This window comes from Streptomyces sp. NPDC049585, assembly GCF_040675615.1.
Classification (GTDB): Bacteria; Actinomycetota; Actinomycetes; order Streptomycetales; family Streptomycetaceae; genus Streptomyces; species Streptomyces luteosporeus.
The window spans coordinates 1-18,540 of the sequence record NZ_JBFAPE010000052.1 but is presented as its reverse complement, the minus strand read 5'-3'; the positions used below and the strand labels follow the sequence as shown (position 1 = coordinate 18,540).

19 protein-coding genes and 1 pseudogene are annotated in these 18,540 nt (G+C 75.1%); 12 read left to right on the top strand and 8 right to left on the bottom strand.

What is annotated here, in order from left to right; translation table 11 throughout:
• Positions 1-37: 37 nt before the first annotated feature.
• Positions 38-1,000, bottom strand: a complete 963-nt coding sequence (locus tag AB0K17_RS29505; protein WP_365984855.1) for a UDP-glucuronic acid decarboxylase family protein — start codon at positions 998-1,000, stop codon at positions 38-40.
• 484 nt (positions 1,001-1,484) lie between these two features.
• Here AB0K17_RS29505 and AB0K17_RS29500 point away from each other — a divergent pair, with 484 nt between their 5' ends.
• Positions 1,485-3,545 carry a catalase gene (locus AB0K17_RS29500; RefSeq protein ID WP_365984868.1) on the top strand — a complete coding sequence of 687 codons (2,061 nt, stop codon included), beginning with the start codon at positions 1,485-1,487 and terminating at the stop codon, positions 3,543-3,545.
• Between the two features lie 7 nt (positions 3,546-3,552).
• A complete protein-coding gene (locus AB0K17_RS29495) occupies positions 3,553-4,188 on the top strand; it encodes an endonuclease (RefSeq protein WP_365984854.1) in 636 nt (211 codons plus the stop codon).
• 62 nt (positions 4,189-4,250) lie between these two features.
• Here AB0K17_RS29495 and AB0K17_RS29490 read toward each other — a convergent pair whose 3' ends face one another.
• Positions 4,251-5,216, bottom strand: a complete 966-nt coding sequence (locus AB0K17_RS29490) for an LLM class F420-dependent oxidoreductase (protein WP_365984853.1) — start codon at positions 5,214-5,216, stop codon at positions 4,251-4,253.
• Positions 5,217-5,368: 152 nt separating this feature from the next.
• On the opposite strand from AB0K17_RS29490, the gene AB0K17_RS29485 reads away from it, so the two are divergent.
• Both AB0K17_RS29485 and AB0K17_RS29480 read left to right on the top strand, forming a co-directional pair.
• On the top strand, positions 5,369-5,554 hold the full coding sequence (locus tag AB0K17_RS29485; RefSeq protein ID WP_365984852.1) for a CsbD family protein: 186 nt from the start codon (positions 5,369-5,371) through the stop codon (positions 5,552-5,554).
• Positions 5,555-5,856: 302 nt separating this feature from the next.
• Positions 5,857-6,450 (top strand): hypothetical protein, encoded by a 594-nt coding sequence (locus AB0K17_RS29480; protein ID WP_365984851.1) that lies wholly within the window; start codon positions 5,857-5,859, stop codon positions 6,448-6,450.
• 297 nt (positions 6,451-6,747) lie between these two features.
• On the opposite strand, the gene AB0K17_RS29475 is transcribed toward AB0K17_RS29480, so the two are convergent.
• From AB0K17_RS29475 to AB0K17_RS29460, 4 genes are all read right to left on the bottom strand, one after another.
• Positions 6,748-7,968 carry a beta-ketoacyl-[acyl-carrier-protein] synthase family protein gene (locus AB0K17_RS29475; protein WP_365984850.1) on the bottom strand — a complete coding sequence of 407 codons (1,221 nt, stop codon included), beginning with the start codon at positions 7,966-7,968 and terminating at the stop codon, positions 6,748-6,750.
• Between the two features lie 190 nt (positions 7,969-8,158).
• On the bottom strand, positions 8,159-8,413 hold the full coding sequence (locus AB0K17_RS29470; protein ID WP_365984849.1) for a hypothetical protein: 255 nt from the start codon (positions 8,411-8,413) through the stop codon (positions 8,159-8,161).
• Positions 8,414-8,501: 88 nt separating this feature from the next.
• Complete coding sequence (locus AB0K17_RS29465) at positions 8,502-9,311, bottom strand: ABC transporter permease (protein ID WP_365969857.1); 810 nt, start codon at positions 9,309-9,311, stop codon at positions 8,502-8,504.
• A complete protein-coding gene (locus AB0K17_RS29460) occupies positions 9,308-9,943 on the bottom strand; it encodes an ABC transporter ATP-binding protein (protein WP_365984848.1) in 636 nt (211 codons plus the stop codon). Before AB0K17_RS29460 ends, AB0K17_RS29465 begins: the two co-directional genes overlap by 4 nt.
• 155 nt (positions 9,944-10,098) lie before the next feature.
• Between AB0K17_RS29460 and AB0K17_RS29455 the strand changes: the two genes are divergently transcribed.
• Both AB0K17_RS29455 and AB0K17_RS29450 read left to right on the top strand, forming a co-directional pair.
• Positions 10,099-11,199 carry an SDR family oxidoreductase gene (locus AB0K17_RS29455; protein WP_365984847.1) on the top strand — a complete coding sequence of 367 codons (1,101 nt, stop codon included), beginning with the start codon at positions 10,099-10,101 and terminating at the stop codon, positions 11,197-11,199.
• 5 nt (positions 11,200-11,204) lie between these two features.
• Complete coding sequence (locus AB0K17_RS29450; protein ID WP_365984867.1) at positions 11,205-11,708, top strand: metallophosphoesterase; 504 nt, start codon at positions 11,205-11,207, stop codon at positions 11,706-11,708.
• Here AB0K17_RS29450 and AB0K17_RS29445 read toward each other — a convergent pair.
• Positions 11,692-11,928, bottom strand: coding sequence for a DUF5133 domain-containing protein (locus AB0K17_RS29445; protein WP_365984846.1), 237 nt, complete (start codon positions 11,926-11,928; stop codon positions 11,692-11,694). The genes AB0K17_RS29450 and AB0K17_RS29445 overlap by 17 nt on opposite strands.
• Before the next feature lie 131 nt (positions 11,929-12,059).
• Between AB0K17_RS29445 and AB0K17_RS29440 the strand changes: the two genes are divergently transcribed.
• The 3 genes from AB0K17_RS29440 (at position 12,060) to AB0K17_RS29430 (ending at position 14,371) form a co-directional block, all read left to right on the top strand.
• On the top strand, positions 12,060-12,530 hold the full coding sequence (locus AB0K17_RS29440; protein ID WP_365984845.1) for an ATP-binding protein: 471 nt from the start codon (positions 12,060-12,062) through the stop codon (positions 12,528-12,530).
• A 168-nt stretch (positions 12,531-12,698) separates the two neighbouring features.
• On the top strand, positions 12,699-13,991 hold the full coding sequence (locus AB0K17_RS29435) for a hypothetical protein (RefSeq protein ID WP_365984844.1): 1,293 nt from the start codon (positions 12,699-12,701) through the stop codon (positions 13,989-13,991).
• 143 nt (positions 13,992-14,134) lie between these two features.
• Complete coding sequence (locus AB0K17_RS29430) at positions 14,135-14,371, top strand: DUF6480 family protein (protein ID WP_365969866.1); 237 nt, start codon at positions 14,135-14,137, stop codon at positions 14,369-14,371.
• A 20-nt stretch (positions 14,372-14,391) separates the two neighbouring features.
• On the opposite strand, the gene AB0K17_RS29425 is transcribed toward AB0K17_RS29430, so the two are convergent.
• Positions 14,392-16,119, bottom strand: coding sequence for a cholesterol oxidase substrate-binding domain-containing protein (locus AB0K17_RS29425; protein WP_365984843.1), 1,728 nt, complete (start codon positions 16,117-16,119; stop codon positions 14,392-14,394).
• Positions 16,120-16,305: 186 nt separating this feature from the next.
• Here AB0K17_RS29425 and AB0K17_RS29420 point away from each other — a divergent pair, with 186 nt between their 5' ends.
• The 3 genes and pseudogenes from AB0K17_RS29420 to AB0K17_RS29410 form a co-directional block, all read left to right on the top strand.
• Complete coding sequence (locus tag AB0K17_RS29420) at positions 16,306-17,118, top strand: class I SAM-dependent methyltransferase (protein ID WP_365984866.1); 813 nt, start codon at positions 16,306-16,308, stop codon at positions 17,116-17,118.
• A 26-nt stretch (positions 17,119-17,144) separates the two neighbouring features.
• Entirely contained in the window at positions 17,145-18,341 is a 1,197-nt protein-coding gene (locus AB0K17_RS29415) for an alkane 1-monooxygenase (RefSeq protein WP_365969868.1), read from the top strand.
• 12 nt (positions 18,342-18,353) lie between these two features.
• Positions 18,354-18,540: pseudogene (locus AB0K17_RS29410) on the top strand (hypothetical protein); the annotation flags it as partial.

The following is an 18,540-nucleotide window of genomic DNA, read 5'->3' as shown; positions in this document are numbered from 1 at the left end:
GCTCCGTACGTCGTCGTTGGGCGCCTTGCGCGCGCGGTCAGTCGGGGGCGGAGCGGGCGAACCACTCCACGGTCCGTTTCAGGCCCTCGGCGCACTCCACCCGCGGCGCCCAGCCCAGTTGCCGGCGGGCCGCGGTGGTGTCCGGGCGGCGTTTGTCGGGGTCGTCCGCGGGCCGCTCGACGAAGCACACGGTCGAGGCCGAGCCGGTCAGGTCCACGATGCGCCGGGCCAGTTCGAGCACGGTGCTCTCGTGCGTGCCGCCGATGTTGACCGGGCCGGGCCGGCCGCTGGCGGCCAGTGCCACGATGCCGTCCACGGTGTCGTCGACGTACGTCAGGGACCGCGTCTGGCTGCCGTCGCCCGCCACCGTCAGCGGTTCTCCGGCCAGCGCCTGGCGGATGAAGGTGGGCACGGCGCGGCCGTCGCCGGCGCGCATGCGCGGCCCGTAGGTGTTGAAGATGCGCACGATGGCCGTATCCGTGCCGTACGTGCGCCGGTAGGCGGTCACCAGCGCCTCGGCGTAGCGCTTGGACTCGTCGTAGACGCTGCGCGGGCCGATGGGGTTGACGTTGCCCCAGTACTGCTCGCGCTGCGGGTGCTCCAGGGGGTCGCCGTAGACCTCGGAGGTGGAGGCCAGCAGGAAGCGCGCGTCGTCGCGGCGGGCGAGTTCGAGCGCGTTGCGGGTGCCGGTGCTGCCGGCCTCCAGCGTCTGCAGGGGCAGCCGCAGGTAGTCGGCGGGGGAGGCCGGGCAGGCCAGGTGCATGACCAGGTCGACCCGGCCGGTCACGGCCTCCAGGCTGCCGGGCGCGCAGACGTCGGCCGCCAGGAAGTGGAAGCGTTCGTTGCCCTGCAGGTGCGCGACGTTGGCGCGGGAACCGGTGACCAGGTTGTCGGCGCACCACACCTCGCAGCCCTCGGCCAGCAGCCGTTCGCACAGGTGCGACCCGACGAAGCCGGCCCCACCGGTGACCACTGCTCGGTTCCAGCGTCGTTCGTTCATGATCACACTCCTTCGCGCACGACCGCCGGGCGATCGGCGGGGGTACGGGCCCGGACGGGGCCCGCGCAGGCGACGGCCGCCGGCCGGGCCGGGCTGCGGACCTGCTCGTCGAGGTGGAGTTGACGCTCGCCACCGCATCAGGGGGCGGGGCGGCCGGGCGGCGGGTGGACCGCGGGCCCAAAGGTGGACGGGAGCCCCGAAGGGGGGTGTCGCTCCCGTGACCACACGTAGCCGAAACGACTCGAACAGCAGCGTCGCACAGACCGCGCGCATCCTCCACTCGGGGCGGTCCGGGCGGGGCACGCTCGGGGCGCGGGCGGTTTCGGCTTGCCCGCCCGGGGCACGCGGGTGAGCCTGAGGAGGATGCGGCGACGCCGTGCCGGCGCCGGCCTCCGACGAGAACCCAAGTGCGGAAGGAAGTGCACGCGTGTCCGCTCACCAGGAGTCAGCCCCCGGCGCCCCGCGGGACGCCAAGGACGAACAGCTGGCGCAGTTCCGCGCCGCTCCCGCGCACGAGGCGCTCACCACCGACCAGGGCGTACGGGTCGACGACACCGACAACGCACTGCGCGCCGGCACCCGCGGCCCCACCCTGCTGGAGGACTTCCACAACCGCGAGAAGATCACCCACTTCGACCACGAGCGCATCCCCGAGCGCGTGGTGCACGCCCGTGGCGCGGGCGCCTACGGCTACTTCGAGCCCTACGAGTCGCTCGCCGAGTACACCTGCGCCGACTTCCTCGCCGAGTCCGGCCGCCGCACCCCGGTCTTCGTCCGCTTCTCCACCGTGCAGGGCCCGCGCGGCTCGGCCGACACGGTGCGCGACGTGCGCGGTTTCGCCACCAAGTTCTACACGCGCGAGGGCAATTACGACCTCGTCGGCAACAACATGCCGGTCTTCTTCATCCAGGACGCCATCAAGTTCCCCGACTTCGTCCACGCGGTGAAGATGGAACCGCACAACGAGATGCCCACCGGCGCCTCCGCCCACGACACCTTCTGGGACTTCTGCTCCCTGCAGCCGGAGTCCACCCACATGCTGATGTGGCTGATGTCCGACCGGGCCATTCCGCGCAGCTTCCGGATGATGCAGGGCTTCGGCGTGCACACCTTCCGCTTCGTCACCGCCGACGGGCGCGGCACGTTCGTGAAGTTCCACTGGAAGCCCCGGCTCGGGGTCAACTCCCTGGTCTGGGACGAGGCGCAGATCGCCGCCGGCCGCGACCCCGACTTCAACCGCCGGGATCTGTGGGAGGCCATCGAGTCCGGCCAGTACCCCGAGTGGGAGCTGGGCGTCCAGCTGGTGCCGGAGAACGACGAGTTCGCCTTCGACTTCGACCTCCTGGACGCCACGAAGATCATCCCCGAGGAGCAGGTGCCCGTGCGGCCCATCGGCCGGATGGTCCTGGACCGCAACCCGCAGAACTTCTTCGCCGAGACCGAGCAGGTCGCCTTCCACACCGCCAACGTCGTGCCCGGCATCGACTTCACCAACGACCCGCTGCTGCAGGGGCGCAACTTCTCCTACCTCGACACCCAGCTCATCCGCCTGGGCGGCCCCAACTTCAGCCAGCTCCCCGTCAACCGGCCGATCGCCGACGTCCACCACAACCACCGCGACGGCTTCGGGCAGCAGGTCATCCACCCCGGCACCAACTACTTCCCCAACTCCCTGGGCGGCGGCTGCCCCGCCCACGCCGGCTCCGGCGGCGGGCCCGGCGTCTTCCGCCACTACGCCCAGCGCGTCGACGGCGAGAAGATCCGGGTGCGCAGCGACAGCTTCCAGGACCACTACAGCCAGGCCACGCTGTTCTGGAACAGCATGTCCGACTGGGAGAAGCGGCACATCGTCGAGGCGTTCCGCTTCGAGCTGGGCAAGGTCGACTCCGTGCAGGTGCGCGAACGCATGGTCGGCAACCTCGCCCACGTCAACGGCGACCTCGCGGCCGGCGTCGCCGACGGCCTGGGCCTGCCCGCCCCCGACCCCGTGCCCGGCCTCCCCGTCACCGCCTCGCCCGCCCTCAGCCAGGAGAACCTGCGCAGCAGCGCCGGCATCCGCACCCGCAAGGTCGCCGTCCTGGTCGCCGACGGCACCGACACCGCCCAGGTGACCGCCGTGCGCGAACGCCTGACCACGGCCGGGGCGATCGTCGAGGTGCTCGCCGCCAAGGACGGCAGCGTCCGCGGCACCGACAACGACACCCTCGACGTCGACCGGGCCCTGCCCACCATGGCGTCCGTGCTGTACGACGCCGTGGTCGTCGCCGACGGCAAGGAGGCCGTCGGCGCGCTGGCCGCCGACCCCGCGGCCGTACGCTTCGTGGAGGAGGCGTACCGCCACGGCAAGCCGCTGGCCGTCCTCGGCGAGGGCACCCGGCTGCTGAGCGAGGCCAAGCTGCCCGAGGCCGTCTTCCTGGGCTCCTCCGCCCCCGACCACGGCGTCATCACCAGCAACGGCAGCGCGTCCGCCGAGGACGTCGCCGACGCCCTGGCCGCCGCCCTCGAACAGCACCGCTTCCCCCACCGACCGGGCCTGCTCAACTGACGGACGCATGAGCGAGCGCGAGACGGTACGGGCGCTGCTGCAGCGGCACGGGCGCACCTACGCCGAGGAGGCCGGCATCCGGCTGCGGGACACCCCGCAGCCGCTGTACCGGCTGCTGGTCCTGGCCGACCTGCTCAGCGCCCGCATCCGCGCCTCCGTCGCCGTCGACGCGGCCCGCTGCCTGTTCGAGGCGGGCATGAAGGACGCGCGCAGCATGGCGCAGGCCACCTGGCAGCAGCGCGTCGACGCCCTCGGTCACGGCGGCTACCGCCGCTACGACGAGCGCACCGCAACCCAGCTGGGCGACGGCGCCGAGCTGCTGCTGGAGCGGTACGGCGGCGACGTGCGCGGCATGCGCGAGGAGGCCGGCGGCGACGTGGAGCGGCTGAAGGACGTGCTGCAACAGGTGCCCGGTATCGGGCCGGCGGGCGCGGACATCTTCCTGCGCGAGGTCCAGGGGATCTGGCCCGAGGCCCACCCCTACCTGGACGGAAAGGCCCTGCAGGGCGCCGGGCGCTGCGGCCTGCCGGGCGATCCGCAGAAGCTGGCCCGGCTGGTGAAGAAGGAGCAGACGCCGGCGCTGGCCGCGGCCCTGGTGCGGGCCGCGCTGGACAAGGCGGTGGCGGACGACGTGCGCGGGTGATACTCCCCCGGCCGTGCCGGGGGAGTATCACCGTGATGGACCTACAACCAACTGTGGTGGACCTACAACTCCCGCAGCGCCGGCAGCAGCTCCGCCCGGGCCCACTCCAGGTACGGCTCCTGGTGCCGCCCGCCGATCTGGACCAGCGCGACCTCGGTGAAGCCCGCCTCCACGTAGGGCTTCACGGCCTCGACGAAGTCGTCCACCTTGGAACCGCAGGCGATCGCCTGCGCGACGTCGTCCTTGGTGACGAACTGCGTCGCCGCGGCGAAGGCGCGGTCGTGCGGCAGCTCGGAGTTGACGTCCCAGCCCAGGCCGAACCACCGGAACTGCTCGTGGGCGCGCTCGATCGCGGCGTCCCGGTCGGCATCGAAGCACACCGGCACCTGGCCGACGCGCGGCTTGCCCGCACCGCCGTGCCGGTCGAAGGACTCCAGCAGCTCCTTCTTCGGCTCCACGGCGATGACCAGGTCGGCCAGGTGGCCGGCGAGCCTGCACGAGCGCTCGCCGGAGACGGCGATGCCGATGGGCGGCGGCTGCTCGGGCACGTCCCACAGCTTGGCGTGCTCCACGTCGTAGTGCGGGCCGTGGTGGGTGAGGGTGCGGCCCTCGAACAGCCCGCGGATGATGCCGACGGCCTCCTCCAGCATCTCCTGCCGCACCCGCACCGTCGGCCAGCCGCCGCCGACCACGTGCTCGTTGAGGTTCTCGCCCGAGCCCAGCCCCAGGCGGAACCGGCCGCCCGACAGCAGCTGGACGGTCGCGGCCTGCTGGGCGACCACCGCCGGGTGGTAGCGCACGGTCGGGCAGGTGACGTACGTCATCAGCGGGATCCGGGAAGTGGCCTGGGCGGCGGCGCCCAGGACGGCCCAGGCGTTGGGGGAGTGGCCCTGGGAGGACAGCCAGGGGAAATAGTGGTCGGAGATGACGGAGAAGTCGAACCCCGCCTCCTCCGCACCCACCACATGGGAGACCAGCTCGCGGGGGCCGGCCTGCTCGCACATCATCGTGTAACCGAATTGCACCATAAGAGCCGGGTTTCCCCGGCGGGCGGGGCGAAACCCGCTCCCGCCCCGCCGAGCGCCCGTTCGGTCCAACGACACGTGCGCCGGCGCGGACCCGCGCGGACACTCGTGCACAGGAGGGGGGAAGCTCCCGTCCCGAAAGGCAGCACTGCCCCATGACAGCCAAGGACAAGGCGAAGGCGAAGGCCGAGCGGGCCAAGGGCCGGCTCAAGCAGAGCACCGGCAAGGCCACCGGCGACCGGCGCATGGAGGCCGAGGGCCGCGTCGAGAAGGCCAAGGGCGAACTCCACGACGCCGTGGAGAAGGCCCGCCACGCGGTCAGGCGCAAAGGAGGCCACTGAGCCCCCGGCCGCCCGGCCCGCCGGACGCCGCCGACGAGCTCTACCGGCTGCGGCCCGACGAGTTCACCGCCGCCCGCGACCGGCGGGCGGCGCAGGCCCGGCGCGCCGGCGACACCGAACTGGCCCGGCGCCTCGGCGCCCTGCGCCGCCCCACCCTCGCCGCCTGGGCGAGCAACCTGCTCGTCCACGAGCTGCCCGACGAGGCCGAGGCCCTGATCGCCCTCGGCGAGGCCCTGCGCGAGGCCCACCGCACCCTCGACGGCGCCCGGCTGCGCGAGCTCGGCCGCCGCCGGCGCACCCTGGTGGACTCCCTGTCCGCCGAGGCACGCCGGCTCACGGCCGCCGCCGGACGGCCCGTCGGCGACGACGTCGAGCGCGAGGTGGCCCGGACGCTGCACACCGTCCTGGCCGACCCCGAGGCGGCCCGGCAGTGGGCCACCGGCCGGCTCGGCCGGCTCCCGGAACCGGTCACCGGATTCCCCGGCCTCGCCCCCGGCGCGGCCGAACGCCTCGCGGCACCGCCCGCCCCCGCCGGCGCGGAGCGCCCCGGCGCGCCCGCCCGCGTCACCGACCTGGCCCGCGCCCGCGAACGCCGCCACCGCGAGGACCTCGCCCGCGCCCGGGAGCACCGGCGCGAGGCCGAACGCCGGCTGCGCGCCCGCGAGAAGGACCTGGAGCGCGCCCGCGACGAAGAGGCACGCGCCCGGCAGGCCCGCACGGCCGCCGGGCACGAGACGGCACGGCTGGCCGCCGCCCTGGAGGAGGCCCGCACCCGCGAGCAGGACGCCGACCGGGCGCTGCACCGGGCCCAGGACCGCCTGCGGGAGGCCGAAGAGGCGCACGAAACGGCCCGCCGGCAGGCCGAGGCCACGGCCGAAGCCGACCGCGCGCGCTGAGCGCCGCCGCCCCTACGCGGCGGTTTGCCGGCGGATCTTCGTCACGCGCCACCACGGCGCCCCGTAGGGGCGCGGGGCGGTGTCGATATGCGGCTCCGCCGCGTGGGCGCGACAAGCCACGACGCACCTGCAGACGGAGTGCCGGGGTGGCACCTCGACTGCGGGCCGTCCGTGGCCGATCGCGCAGTTCCCCGCGCCCCTACGGGGCGCTGCCCGTACGCCCGAAGGGCGTTGCCCGCGGCGCCCGGTGCGTGCGTGCCGGGCGCCGCGGGCCAGGCGCGAGTCTGCGGACACCGCCTACGCGGCCCTGGTGAACAGCAGACTGACGTTGTGGCCGCCGAAGCCGAAGGAGTTCACCAGGCCCGCTTCCCACGCGCCGCGGCGGTTCTCGCCGCGGACCACGTCCAGGTGGACCTGCGGGTCGAGGCGGTCGAGGTTGCGGGTGGCCGGCAGCACGCCGTCCTGCAGTGTGCGCACCGCCGCGATCGCCGCCACGGCGCCGGAGGCGCCGAGCATGTGCCCCGTCATCGACTTGGTGGCCGTGACCGCCGCGTGCCCGCCCAGCGCCGCCGTGATCGCCTCGGCCTCCGCGAGGTCGCCCGAGTCCGTCGAGGTCGCGTGGGCCATGACGTGGTCGACGTCCCGCGGGGCCAGCCCCGCCTGGTCCAGCGCGGAGCGTATCGCCAGCACCTGACCCGCCACGTCCGAGGCGGTGATGTGCCGGGCGCTGGAGGAGATGCCCGCCCCGGCCAGCACGGCGCGCGCCCGAGCCCCGCGCGCCCGGGCGAACTCCGCCCGCTCCAGCACCACCAGGCCCGCGCCCTCCGCCATCACGAACCCGCTGCGGTCCGCGTCGAAGGGCCGCGAGAGCGACTGCGGGTCCCGCGCATCCGTCGCCAGCGCCTTCATCTGCGCGAACGCCGAAAGGGTGAAGGGGTGCAGGCACGCCTCGGTGCCCCCGGCGACCACCACGTCCGCCCGCCCGGCGCGGATGAGGTCCAGCCCCATGGCGATCGCCTCCGCGCCCGACGCGCAGGCGCTGACCGGCGTACGGGCGCCACCGCGGGCCCCGAGGTCCATGCTGACCCAGGCCGCCGGGCCGTTGGGCATCAGCATGGGCACGGTGAACGGCGACAGCCGGCGCGCACCGGAACGTTCGAGCACGTCGTCCTGCCCGAGCGTGGTCAGGACGCCCCCGGTGCCGGTGCCCACGATCACGGCGAGCCGTTCGGGCTCCACCGCCGGCCGGCCCGCGTCCTGCCAGGCCTCGCGGGAGGCGATCAGCGCCAGCTGCTCGCAGCGGTCGAGCCGGCGCGCCTGGACGCGGTCCAGCAGCGTGAGCGGGTCCGTCTCCAACCGCGCGGCCACCTGGACCGGCAGGTCCGCGGCCCACTCCTCCTCCAGCAGGCCCACCCCGGACTTCCCCGCGAGCAGTCCCGCCCACAGCGCCTGCGCATCCGCCCCCAGCGGCGTGATGGCGCCCAGCCCCGTCACCAGGACGTCGTCGTGCTGCGGCATCCCCTGTCCTCCTGTTCCTGATCGATGGATCCGTAGGAACCCCACAACGGCCGTGCCCGAAGGGGGAACAGTCCGTCGCCGGGTGATCGGATCAAGGAACAGGTTGTCAGGCCGATGCTGCTGCGTTCATGCGCGCGAGCCCACCGATTCAAGATCGCAAAGCTGTGAGATTCTCACAATTGCGCAGCGGTCACTCCTCCTGGTGCGACCGCCGCTTGCGCCCCGTGGGCCGCGGCGCCGCGGTGTCCTGTGCCGTGTCCTTTGCGGTGTCCTGCACCCCCTCCAGCGCCTCGCCGCGCGCCGTACCGCCCTTCGTCTGGTAGCCCTCGCGCGCACTGGCCGTGCCCGGCACCGACCGCTCGCGCGCCCGGCTCTCCTTGCCCGAATGCGCACCCGGCTCCTGCTCGTCGCGCGCCCGCTCGTACCCCTTCTTCTGCCGAGCCATCCCGCCACCTCCGTCCCGGCTCCCGCCGCCCGCCGCACCGTGCGGCGGGCGCGACGAGTACCCGGCGGAGCGGGCCCGCATGCGGCCCTCACCGCAGCGAGCGCGACGCGGCCGCGCGGCGCAGCGCGCCGTGCGCCGGACGGTGGTCGCGGGTGCGCACCCGGAAGGCGGCCGTGGCCAGCAGCCACATCGCGGCGAACCACAAGGGCCCCAGCGCCAGCAGCCGGTAGGGCACGGCAGAGGTGAATCCCGCGGCGAAGCTCGCCTGCGTGGGCCCGTACTCGGGCATCAGCAGACCGCCGTCCTTGCTCGCCGACGGATTGCTGATCGGGTTCTGCAGCATCGTGTCCAGCAGGCTCACCATGATGATCACGAACATGCCGGCCAGCTCGCTGCGCAGGAACGCCCCCAGCAGCATGCCGATCCCGCCGTAGCCCACCGCCGCCGAGAGCAGCCCGGCGGCCAGCAGCAGGGGCCGCACGGGCGACCAGTACCAGCACACCACCGCGGTGGCGTACGCCGCGATCGGCACCGCGGCCGCCACCATCCCCACGACCTTGGCCAGCAGCAGGTGCCGGCGCGGATACCCGGCGAGCACCAGCCGCCGGTCGAAGTCGAAGGACTTCAGCGTCGTCATGAACATCATGAATCCGACGATGAGCGTGACCGTGTTGAGCGCACCCGAGATCATCGTCAGGTGGTTGCCGTCCGCGACCACCGCCCGCCCCGTCGCCCGCAGCACGAACCGGACCCGGTCGTGCGTGACGAACCAGTGCTCCAGCGTCAGCCACAACGGGATGTAGAAGACGACCAGCAGCAGCGCGAAACGGTTGCGGGCGTGCTCCAGCAGGGCGAATCCCACCGCCACCGACAGGCGCCGGCCCCGCCGCGCGCTCATCCCGGCATCCCCGGGTGCCAGGGCGCCACGACGCCGTCCCGCAGCCGGTACAGCGCGTCCAGGCGCCCGGTGTCCCAGGCCAGGTGCGAAACCACCAGCACGCAGCATCCGCGGTCGCGCAACCGCCGGGCCAGCTCCCAGAACCGCAGGTACGTCTCCCAGTCGAAGCCCTGGTACGGCTCGTCCAGCAGCAGGACCCGCGGATCGTGCAGCAGCGCGAGCACCAGGTTCAGCTTCTGCCGCGTCCCGCCGCTCAGCTCGCCCGCCCGGGTGTGCCGGTACTCCGCGAAGCGCAGCTCCTCCACCAGCTCCCGCGAGCGGTCGACGCCGTCCTGCAGGCCGTAGGCGGCCCGGAAATAGCGCAGGTGCTGGTCGACGGTCAGGAAGTCGTTGAGCACCGTCGCCTGGGGGCAGTAGCCGAGCGCGCCGTGGTGGCGCACCTCGCCCGCGTCGGCGGCGATCTGTCCGCACAGCACCCGCAGCAGCGTCGTCTTGCCCGCCCCGTTCTCCCCGACCAGCCCGGCCACCACGCCCGGCGGCAGATCCAGACTCGCCCCGCACAGCACCCTGCGGGACCCGTACGCCTTGTGCACCCCGCGCACGCTCAGGGCCGGTGGCTCCGTCGTCGTCACGCCTCACCCCATGCCCGGCCGCGGTCCTGTTCGGCTCCCGCCCCTTTCAACGACCCGGCCGCCCGGGCGTTGCGAGGCGCGGCGCCTGCGCCGGTCCGCCGCACCGCGGTGTTACGGTGCGTCTCCCGGCGGTCACTTCCGCGAACGAGGTGCGCATGAGACAGCCCGTCCACGTCCTCACCGGGGCCACCGGGCTGCTGGGAGCCGCCCTCGCCCTGGAACTGGCCACCACCACCGACAGCGAGATCGTCTGCCTGGTCAGGCCCGGGCAGCAGCCCCCCGGGGCACGGCTGCGCACCGCCCTGGCGGCCGCGGCCGAGGCCTACGCCCTGGCGCCCGAGCTGCGCGAGCGCGCGGTCGACCGCCCGCTCGCCGTCCCCGCCGACTTCACCGCCGACGCCTGCGGCGTGGACGCCCGGGCCCTGCCCCGCGCGGCGGAGGTGGAGTTCTGGCACCTCGCGGGGCGGCTCGCCCTGCCCTGGCGGCAGCGCCGCCAGGCCTTCGCCGGCAACCTCGCCACCACCCGGCGCGCCCTGGCCCTCGCCCGCGCCGCGGGCGCGACGGCCTTCACCTATGTGAGCACCGCCCATGTCGCCGGCGCCGCCGAGGGACCGGTCCCCGAACGCCTCGTCACCGCCGCCCGCCCCCGCAACCCCTACGAGGCCGGCAAGATTGCAGCCGAACGGCTCGTCGGCCGGCAACTCGACTTCCGGGTGCGCATCCTGCGCCCCGGCCTGCTGATCGGGCACAGCACCACCCTCGCCCACCCCGGCCGCGGCGGCGCCCTGGCCGCCGTCCAGCGCGCCCTCGCCGCCCACGCCCGCAGGCACCCGGCCGGCCCCGGCGCGGCGGACGGCACCGCCCTGCACCTGCTCGCCCGGCCCGAGGCGCACCTCAACCTCGTCCCCGTCGACCATGTGGCCCGCGAGGCCGCCGAGATCGGCCGGGCCCGGGGCGCCGGCGTCTTCCACCTCACCAACGCCGCGCCCCCGACCACCGGGGAGGTCCTGCGCGCCCTCGCCGCCAACGCCGGCACCACGGCGGCCTTCGTCACCGGCGAGGAACACCTCACCGAGGCCGAGCGGCACCTGCACCGGCTGCTGCGCGCCTACGTCCCCTACGCCACCACCGCACAGCGCTTCCGCCGCGACCGCACCGACGCCGTCGTCGCCGACCCCGCCCGGGCGGCACACCCGCTGGGCCACGACGAGCTGCGCGCCCGCTTCCGGCCCTGGGCACGGCCCTGCGGACGGTGAGCGGCATGCGGCTGGTGCTGACCTCCGACACCCACGTGCCCCGCCGCGCCCGGGCCCTGCCCGAACAGCTGCTGCGCGCCGTCGACGACGCCGACGTCGTCGTGCACGCGGGCGACTGGACCGACACCGCAACCCTCGACCTGCTGGCCTCCCGCGCCGCGCAGCTCGTCGCCGTGCACGGCAACAACGACGGCCCCGAGCTGCAGGCCCGGCTGCCGGAGGTCGCCCGCGCCACCGTGGGCGGGCTGCGCCTGGCCGTCGTGCACGACACCGGCCCGGCCCGGGGCCGCGAGGAGCGCTGCGCGCAGCGCTTCCCCGGCACGGACCTGCTGGTCTTCGGGCACAGCCACATCCCCTGGGACACCACCGGGCCCGGCGGCATGCGCCTGCTCAACCCCGGTTCCCCCACCGACCGGCGGCGCCAGCCCCACCACACCTACATGACCGCCGAGGTGGCGGACGGGCCCCTGCTGGACGTGACCCTGCACCGCCTCACGTCACCGCGTTGAGCGCGCTGTCGTCCTCCGTACGGGCACCGGGCAGCCGGTGCCGGGCCGCCACCAGGGCGGCGTCGATGTCCCGGGTGCCCGTCGAGACGCACAGGGTGTAGGCCACGTCGGCCAGCTTCTGCTGGACCGACGGATCGGTATGACCGGCCATCAGTTCGCGCTCCAGCGCCGTGTAGCGCCGGACCAGGTCGTCGAGCACGGCGGGATGGGCAAGCAGCATCTACTCCTCCTTCGACTCCTGCGGATGCCGCCCTCCACGACCTGCGGCATCCGGGACTGCGCCTGCCCCGTCACACGCGTCTCATGCCTGCCGGTCCTGCGGGCCCTGCGGCCGGCGGCGACAATCGTGCGATGAACACCGCACCGGCAGCCGAGCTGGTCGTCCTGGTCGGGCTCCAGGCCTCCGGCAAGTCGACCTTCCAGGCCGCGACCTTCGCCGGCACCCACGCCCTGGTCAGCAAGGACCTCTTCCGTCGCGCCCGGCACCGGCAGAAGCGGCAGATGCGCCTGGTGGAGGAGGCCCTCTCCCAGGGCGTCGCGGTCGTGGTCGACAACACCAACCCCTCGCCACTGGAGTGGGGCCCGCTGCTGGAGGCGGGCCGCCGGTGGGGCGTGCCCGTCGTCGCCTACTGGTTCCCGCCCGACGTCGAGGGCTCCCTGGCCCGCAACGCCCTGCGCCCGCACGAGAGCCGGGTCCCGGACGTCGGCCTGTACGCCACCGCCGGCCGGCTGCGCCGGCCCCGGCGGGCGGACGGCTTCGACGCCGTGCACGAGGTGACCTTCGACGGCCACGGCGGCTTCCGCGTACGTCCCCTGCCGTAGGGCGTGTGCGGCGGGGCGGCGCCCCGTCAGGGGCTCGGGGCAGCCGCACATCGACAATGCCCCGCGCCTCTGACGGAGTTCCGGTTCCGCCTGACTGCACGCCATCTCGAACATACGTCTAAAGTGCGGCCTGCTCCGCTGTTTTCCGTTGACGCAAGAGAGGGCGCAGTGACAATCGAACCCCCGGCCTCCGGCAGACCCACGGACGGGGACGGCGGCCGGCCGTCCGTGCCCGACGACGTCTGGGAGCGTTTCGTCCACGACCACGAGGAGGCCATCCGCGCGTCCGCCCCCGTGGAGCCCTCGGCCCGGGCCCGGATGGTCACCGCCCGGCTGCGCGCGCAGGACGAGCAGGCCGCCTCCGCCGCCCGCCGCAAGGGGCTCGGGCGGCTGCCGGGCGCGCGCCGTCGCAAGGACGTCCCGCCCGCCCAGCCCCCCGGCTGGCGCACCGGACCCGCCTGGCAGGAGATGAACGGAAAGGCCGACCGCAAGCGCCGCGTCCGCGGCGGCATCGGCGTCCTCGCCGCCGTCGCCGTCGTGCTGTTCGCGCTCAACCCCGGCGCCGTGCTCTCCCGCCTGCCCGGCGGCCCCGGCAAGGACGACGGCACGCGCCCCCGCGACGCCGCCCCCCTGGCCGCCGAGACCGCGCGCCCCACCGGCGCCCCCGGCGACGTCCCCGAGGAGGCCCCCACCCTGGCGCGCCCCTTCGCGGGCTCCCCGGCCCAGAGTTACGCCGACGGCGCCGCCGGCATCGTCCTGCCCGAGCCGCGGGCCGTCGGCGCCATGTCGAAGGACCAGGTCGCCGCCGCCCTGCAGCGCACCAAGGACTTCCTCGTCGCGAGCGGCCTCGACCCGGCGACCCTGCGCGGCGAGCGGCCGGCCGCCGCGCTCGCCCTGCTCGACCCGCGCCAGGAGGACGTCTCCGGCTTCGCCACCGCCTCCCTGGCCCGCCCCGACCGGGAGCACGACCCGGTGCTGCTGTTCACCCGGTTCGACCCCAAGGAAGCGGTCCTCGTGGGCCCGACGGTCAAGACACGCGGCCGCATCACCTTCAAGGAGGGCAAGGACGGCGGCGTCACCGTGCACGCCGACTACACCTTCGTCTACGCCCTGAGGAAGCCGGCCCGCGGCTCGAAGGAGGTGACGCGCACCATCGTGCGCCGCGTGCTGGACACCGAGCTGCTCGACCCCGAGCGCTACCAGGTGACGCCGGACCGGCTGACCCTGTCCTCGTTCGACATGGAGGCCGGCAACTCCGCCTGCGGCCGCTACGACGGCTACCTGCACCCCGTCTTCCCCTCCACCCGCACCGACGGCCAAGAGCCCTCCGGCCCCGCCGTCGACCCCTACGACCGCAGCCGCGAGCTCGACACCGGCGACGGGGCCGACGGCGGCAAGGGATCCGGCAAGGCGTCCGGCAAGGACCGCCGCGCCGAGTGCGGCACCGTCAGCCGCAGCTGACCCGCCCGCACCTGACGCCCCACCCGGAGCGCGGCCCCGCACCACCTCGCCGCAGCCGTCCTTTCCGGTGAGAATCCGGCGAGAACGCGCGAAACATCCCGCCGCGAGGTGGATGCGGGGCCCGCTCCTGGTACTCGTACGCCATGACGACTCCCAGCATGGATCCGGACCCCGACAACACCCCCGGGCTCGAACCGGGCGGCGGCGTGCCACCGGGCGAGACCCCGCCGGGCGAGGGCAGCACCTCGGAGGCCGGCCCCCAGGAGACGCACAACCCGCCCACCGGCTGGGCCAAGGCGCCCATGACCGTGATGGTGCTGCTGACCTTGGTGTTCGTCGCGCTCTTCATCGCCATGGCCGTGGTCATCGCCGGCATCTGAGCCCGTCCCGGGCCCGAGCGTCACGGGGCGGGGAAGAGCTCTTCGAGGAAGGGCCCGCGAAAGACGCGGGCCGGGTCGTGGCGGTCCAGCACCCGCGCGGCGTCCTGCCAGCGGCGGCCCGCCGGCAGGCCCGCACCGAACGCCTGCGGCAGCGACGCGACCAGCGCCGCATCCGCGCTCCAGGGCCCCCGCCCGCCGTACCCCCACGCCTTGGGCCACTCGGGCCGCACCACGGCCCGGCCGGCGAAGTGCGCGAGCATCCACTCCTCCAGCTCCCGGTGGAGGACGAGCTCACCGGGCGTCCCGGGGAAGGTCACCGTGTTCAGCCACACCACGGTGTCCCCCTCCGGCCGGTCCGTACGGGGGCGGGCGGGGGAGAGCAGGGCACCGGTGGGCGCCGCGGCGTCCGCACCGGCGATGCGTACATGGAACGGACCGCTCAGCGGGAACTCGCCCCGCACCCGGTGCGCCGCCAGCCGCTCCTGGACCCGGCTCCACACGTCGTGGACCACGCCCTGCACGTCGCGCCGGGCGCACAACACCGCCCACCCGGCGTACCGCCAGCGCACCGTGCCGGGCCGCAAGTAGAGCAGGGTGGTGCGCGACGGCCCCCACAGGTCCCAGGAGGCCGTCGCCGTCAGCCCCAGCCGGATGCCCTGCTCCACGGCGGCCGTGAACAGCGGCGTCAGCGCCGCGGCCCCCGTGGTGACCTCGCGCAGCAGGACGGACGCCTCCTTCGGCAGCGTGTCGTAGAAGGGGTAGGGGTACGGGGAGCGGATCTCCCGCGCCCCCGCCGGCCGCACCGGTTCGTGCGTCCACACCTTCAGCCACGGATACCGGGTGTACGGCATCCACAGCGCCTCCACCCGTCCCGAGCGGGCGAAGAACCGCTCCAGGGCCCGCCGGCCGCCCGGCGGCCCGAACAGCTCCGCGGCCGGCACGTCGAGGGAACTGCGGCAGCGCAGCGCCGCGTCCGGCGGGACGCGCAGCGTCGCCTCGGTGACGAAGGCGCGCCCGAGGTGCGCCAGGAAGGCCGCGGTGTCCGGATGGGAGCGCTCGAACCGCCGCAGGACGTGCCGCCCCGCCGCCCCGTCCCACACCACGGCGGTCAGCGACGCCACGGTGTCGCCGACGGTCGAGTGGGCCGCGCTCCACGGTCCGGCGGCCGGCACTCCCGTACCGTGCCCGCCGATGGCCAGGACGCCGCCGAGCGTCGGCGCACCGGAGGCCGGAGTGCACGGCAGCGCGTACCCGGCGTCCTCCAGCGCCGCGAGGACCGCGTCCAGCGACGCCCCGGCCTGCGCGGTGACGGTCCCCGGGCCCTGCCCGGGGCAGCGGACGGCCGTCAGCCCATGGGTGGTGTCGACCATCACCAGCCGCTCCAGGGGCTCGCCCGCGCGGGCGAGGATCGGGGACCAGCTGTGCGCCGCACCCTTGGCGCGCAGCCGCCAGCCGTGGGCCCGGGCCCAGTCCGCCAGCACGAGGACGTCGGCGGGACGCGCGGGCAGGGCCGTCCACACCGCGTCGAAGGCCACCTCGCCCGACCAGTTGCGAAACGCCTGCCGCACCAGCCGCACCCCGCGCGGGAACGACGGCGGCACGTCCGCATCCGCCGCCCGCGCCGCCACCGTGAACGCCGGTGTCCAGCCCAGCGCCACGCCCGCCGCCGCCCCGGCGGCCTGGGCGAGCACGCGACGCCGCGGCGGCCCCGCCGGCGCCGTCCCCTCGTCGGTCCTCCCGCCGCCCACCGCAGCCTCCCTCGTGGTCGCCCGCCTCCTCCAACGGCGCCGGAGCGCCAGGAGTACGGGGGAGCGTGCGGGCCCCGCCCGGCGGCCGGCAGCACGCGCCGGCGCCCCGCCGGCCGCGCACCACGGGCGCACCCCCGACCCACCCTTGCCCGGCCCGGCACCCCTGGTCATCGTGAGGTCGTGCGCATGCCACCGCGGGCCGCCGGCCCCGCACCCTCCTGCCTGCTGCCCTTCGGCATCGACGGCCCCTTCGAACTGGGCGCCCTGGCCGTGGGCGCCTCACTGGCCGTCCTCGCCGCGGCCACGGCACCCGCCCTCGCCGCTCCGCGCGCCGTCACCGCCGGCGCGGCCCTGGCCGCGGGCGGCCTGACCGGCTGCCTGGCGACGTACCTGCACACCACCCTGCGCGGCAAGGCCGCCGTCTGGCAGGAGCTGGCCGGCGGCCTGGAACTGCGCGGCGACGAGCGGATCCTGGACGCCGGCTGCGGCAGCGGCACCGTCCTGCTGGGCACGGCCCGGCACCTGACCACCGGGCACGCCGTCGGCATCGACCGCTGGCAGCGGCGCGACCAGTGGCGCAGCAGCCTTCGGGCCGTGCGGGCCAACATCGCCGCGGCCGGCCTCGCCGACCGGGTGCGCCTGGCCACCGCCGACATGACCGCCCTGCCCTTCGCCGACGCCAGCTTCGACCTCGTCGCCGGCTGCATGGCCCTGCACAACCTCCACCCCGCGGGCCGCCGGCGCACGGCCCTGGCCGAGGCCGTGCGCGTGCTGCGGCCCGGCGGGCTGCTGCTCCTGGTGGACGTCCGCTCCCGCCGGTACCCGGCGGCCCTGACCGCCCTCGGCATGCGGGACGTCGTACGCCGTTCCGTCGGCCCCCGCATGTGGTGGTGCGGCCCGCTGGTGACCACGGCGCTGACCAGCGCCCGCAAGCCCGGGCCGGGCACCGGGCGCCCCCGTGCGTCCCACACGAAAGGGCCGGTAGATTCGGTGGATTGACCCCGCGTCGCCGACGAGGAGGTCCCATGTACGCCCCGTCCCTCGCCACCCGCCGCCCGCACCTGTGGCGGCTCGTCAAACCGCTGCTGTGGCCGGTGGCCACGCTCAGCCCGGTGCTGCCGCTGTTCTCCCTGGCGCACCTGCACCCCCTCGTGGGCTCCCTGGGCTGGTGGTTGCCCGTGCTGGGCGTGCTGACGGTGATCCCGGCGGCCGACTGGCTGGCCGGCTCCGACCACGCCAACCCGCCGGACGCCGCCGCCCGCACCGGCCGGGCCGGCGCCTACCACCGCTGGTGCACCTACCTCTTCGTCCCCCTGCAGTACCTCTCCCTGCTGTGGGTCTGCCACCAGTGGGCCTCGCCGCAGCTCTCGCCCGCCGACCGCGCCGGGCTCGCCCTGGCCGCCGGCTGGGTCGGCGCGCTCGGCCTCAACGTGGCCCACGAGCTGGGCCACACCAGCGAGAAGGCCGAGCGCCTCCTGAGCCGCCTCGCCCTCGCCCAGATCGCCTACGGCCACTTCCGCATCGCCCACAACCGCGGCCACCACGTGCGCGTGGCCACCCCCGGCGACCCCTCCAGCGCCCGTCTCGGCGAGTCCTTCTGGCGTTTTCTGCCCCGCGTGGTCGCCGGCCGCCTCACCGACTCCTGGCACAGTGAGGCCCGGCGCCTGGCCCGGCGCGGCCGCAGCCGCTTCGACGTGCACAACGACGTCCTCGGCAGCTGGACCCTGACCCTCCTGCTCCATGCCGGGCTCGTCCTCGCCTTCGGCCCCGGGATCGCGCCCTACCTGGTGCTGCAGGCGGCGTTCGGCATCTGCGTCGTGGAGACCGGCGCCTACATGGACCACTACGGCCTGCTGCGCCGGCGCCGCCCGGACGGCCGCTACGAGCGCCCTGCCTACGGGCACAGCTGGAACAGCGACGCGATCGTCAGCAGCGTCCTGCTCTTCCAGTCCCAGCGCCACTCCGACCACCACGTCCACCCCCTGCATCCCTACCCCGTCCTGCGCACCTGGCAGGAGGCGCCCCAGCTGCCCGCCGGGTTCGTCGGCATGGCCCTGCTGGCCTGGCTCCCGCCGCTGTGGCGGCGGGTGATGGACCCCAAGGTGCTGGCCCGCTACGACGGCGACCTCGCCCTGGCCAACGTCCACCCGCCCGCACGGGCACGCCTGACGGCCCGCTTCGGCGCCTGGGCCGTGTCCGGCGGATCATGCAGTGCCCCGTAGGGGCGCGGGGCGGTGTCGATCTGCGGCTGCCGCCGCGTGGGCGCGATCAGCCGGCGACGGCCTGCAGTCGACGCGCCGGGGGCGAAGCGCGGCACCCCATCTGCGGGCGCGTCGTTGACCGCACGCCCGCTGGACGTCACCGACGCCGCCGCCGTGGAGCATCTGGTCGCCGAGGCCGAGGACACCCTCGGGCCGGTGG

Bases quoted from the DNA above. Each gene is read 5' to 3' on its own strand.
- AB0K17_RS29415 (WP_365969868.1), top strand. From the start codon at position 17,145: ATGTACGCCCCGTCCCTCGCCACCCGCCGCCCGCACCTGTGGCGGCTC.
- AB0K17_RS29470 (WP_365984849.1), bottom strand. From the start codon at position 8,413: ATGGCTCGGCAGAAGAAGGGGTACGAGCGGGCGCGCGACGAGCAGGAG.
- AB0K17_RS29485 (WP_365984852.1), top strand. From the start codon at position 5,369: ATGACAGCCAAGGACAAGGCGAAGGCGAAGGCCGAGCGGGCCAAGGGC.
- AB0K17_RS29505 (WP_365984855.1), bottom strand. From the start codon at position 1,000: ATGAACGAACGACGCTGGAACCGAGCAGTGGTCACCGGTGGGGCCGGC.
- AB0K17_RS29495 (WP_365984854.1), top strand. From the start codon at position 3,553: ATGAGCGAGCGCGAGACGGTACGGGCGCTGCTGCAGCGGCACGGGCGC.
- AB0K17_RS29465 (WP_365969857.1), bottom strand. From the start codon at position 9,311: ATGAGCGCGCGGCGGGGCCGGCGCCTGTCGGTGGCGGTGGGATTCGCC.
- AB0K17_RS29475 (WP_365984850.1), bottom strand. From the start codon at position 7,968: ATGCCGCAGCACGACGACGTCCTGGTGACGGGGCTGGGCGCCATCACG.
- AB0K17_RS29445 (WP_365984846.1), bottom strand. From the start codon at position 11,928: ATGCTGCTTGCCCATCCCGCCGTGCTCGACGACCTGGTCCGGCGCTAC.
- AB0K17_RS29420 (WP_365984866.1), top strand. From the start codon at position 16,306: ATGCCACCGCGGGCCGCCGGCCCCGCACCCTCCTGCCTGCTGCCCTTC.
- AB0K17_RS29455 (WP_365984847.1), top strand. From the start codon at position 10,099: ATGAGACAGCCCGTCCACGTCCTCACCGGGGCCACCGGGCTGCTGGGA.
- AB0K17_RS29440 (WP_365984845.1), top strand. From the start codon at position 12,060: ATGAACACCGCACCGGCAGCCGAGCTGGTCGTCCTGGTCGGGCTCCAG.
- AB0K17_RS29430 (WP_365969866.1), top strand. From the start codon at position 14,135: ATGACGACTCCCAGCATGGATCCGGACCCCGACAACACCCCCGGGCTC.
- AB0K17_RS29450 (WP_365984867.1), top strand. From the start codon at position 11,205: ATGCGGCTGGTGCTGACCTCCGACACCCACGTGCCCCGCCGCGCCCGG.
- AB0K17_RS29490 (WP_365984853.1), bottom strand. From the start codon at position 5,216: ATGGTGCAATTCGGTTACACGATGATGTGCGAGCAGGCCGGCCCCCGC.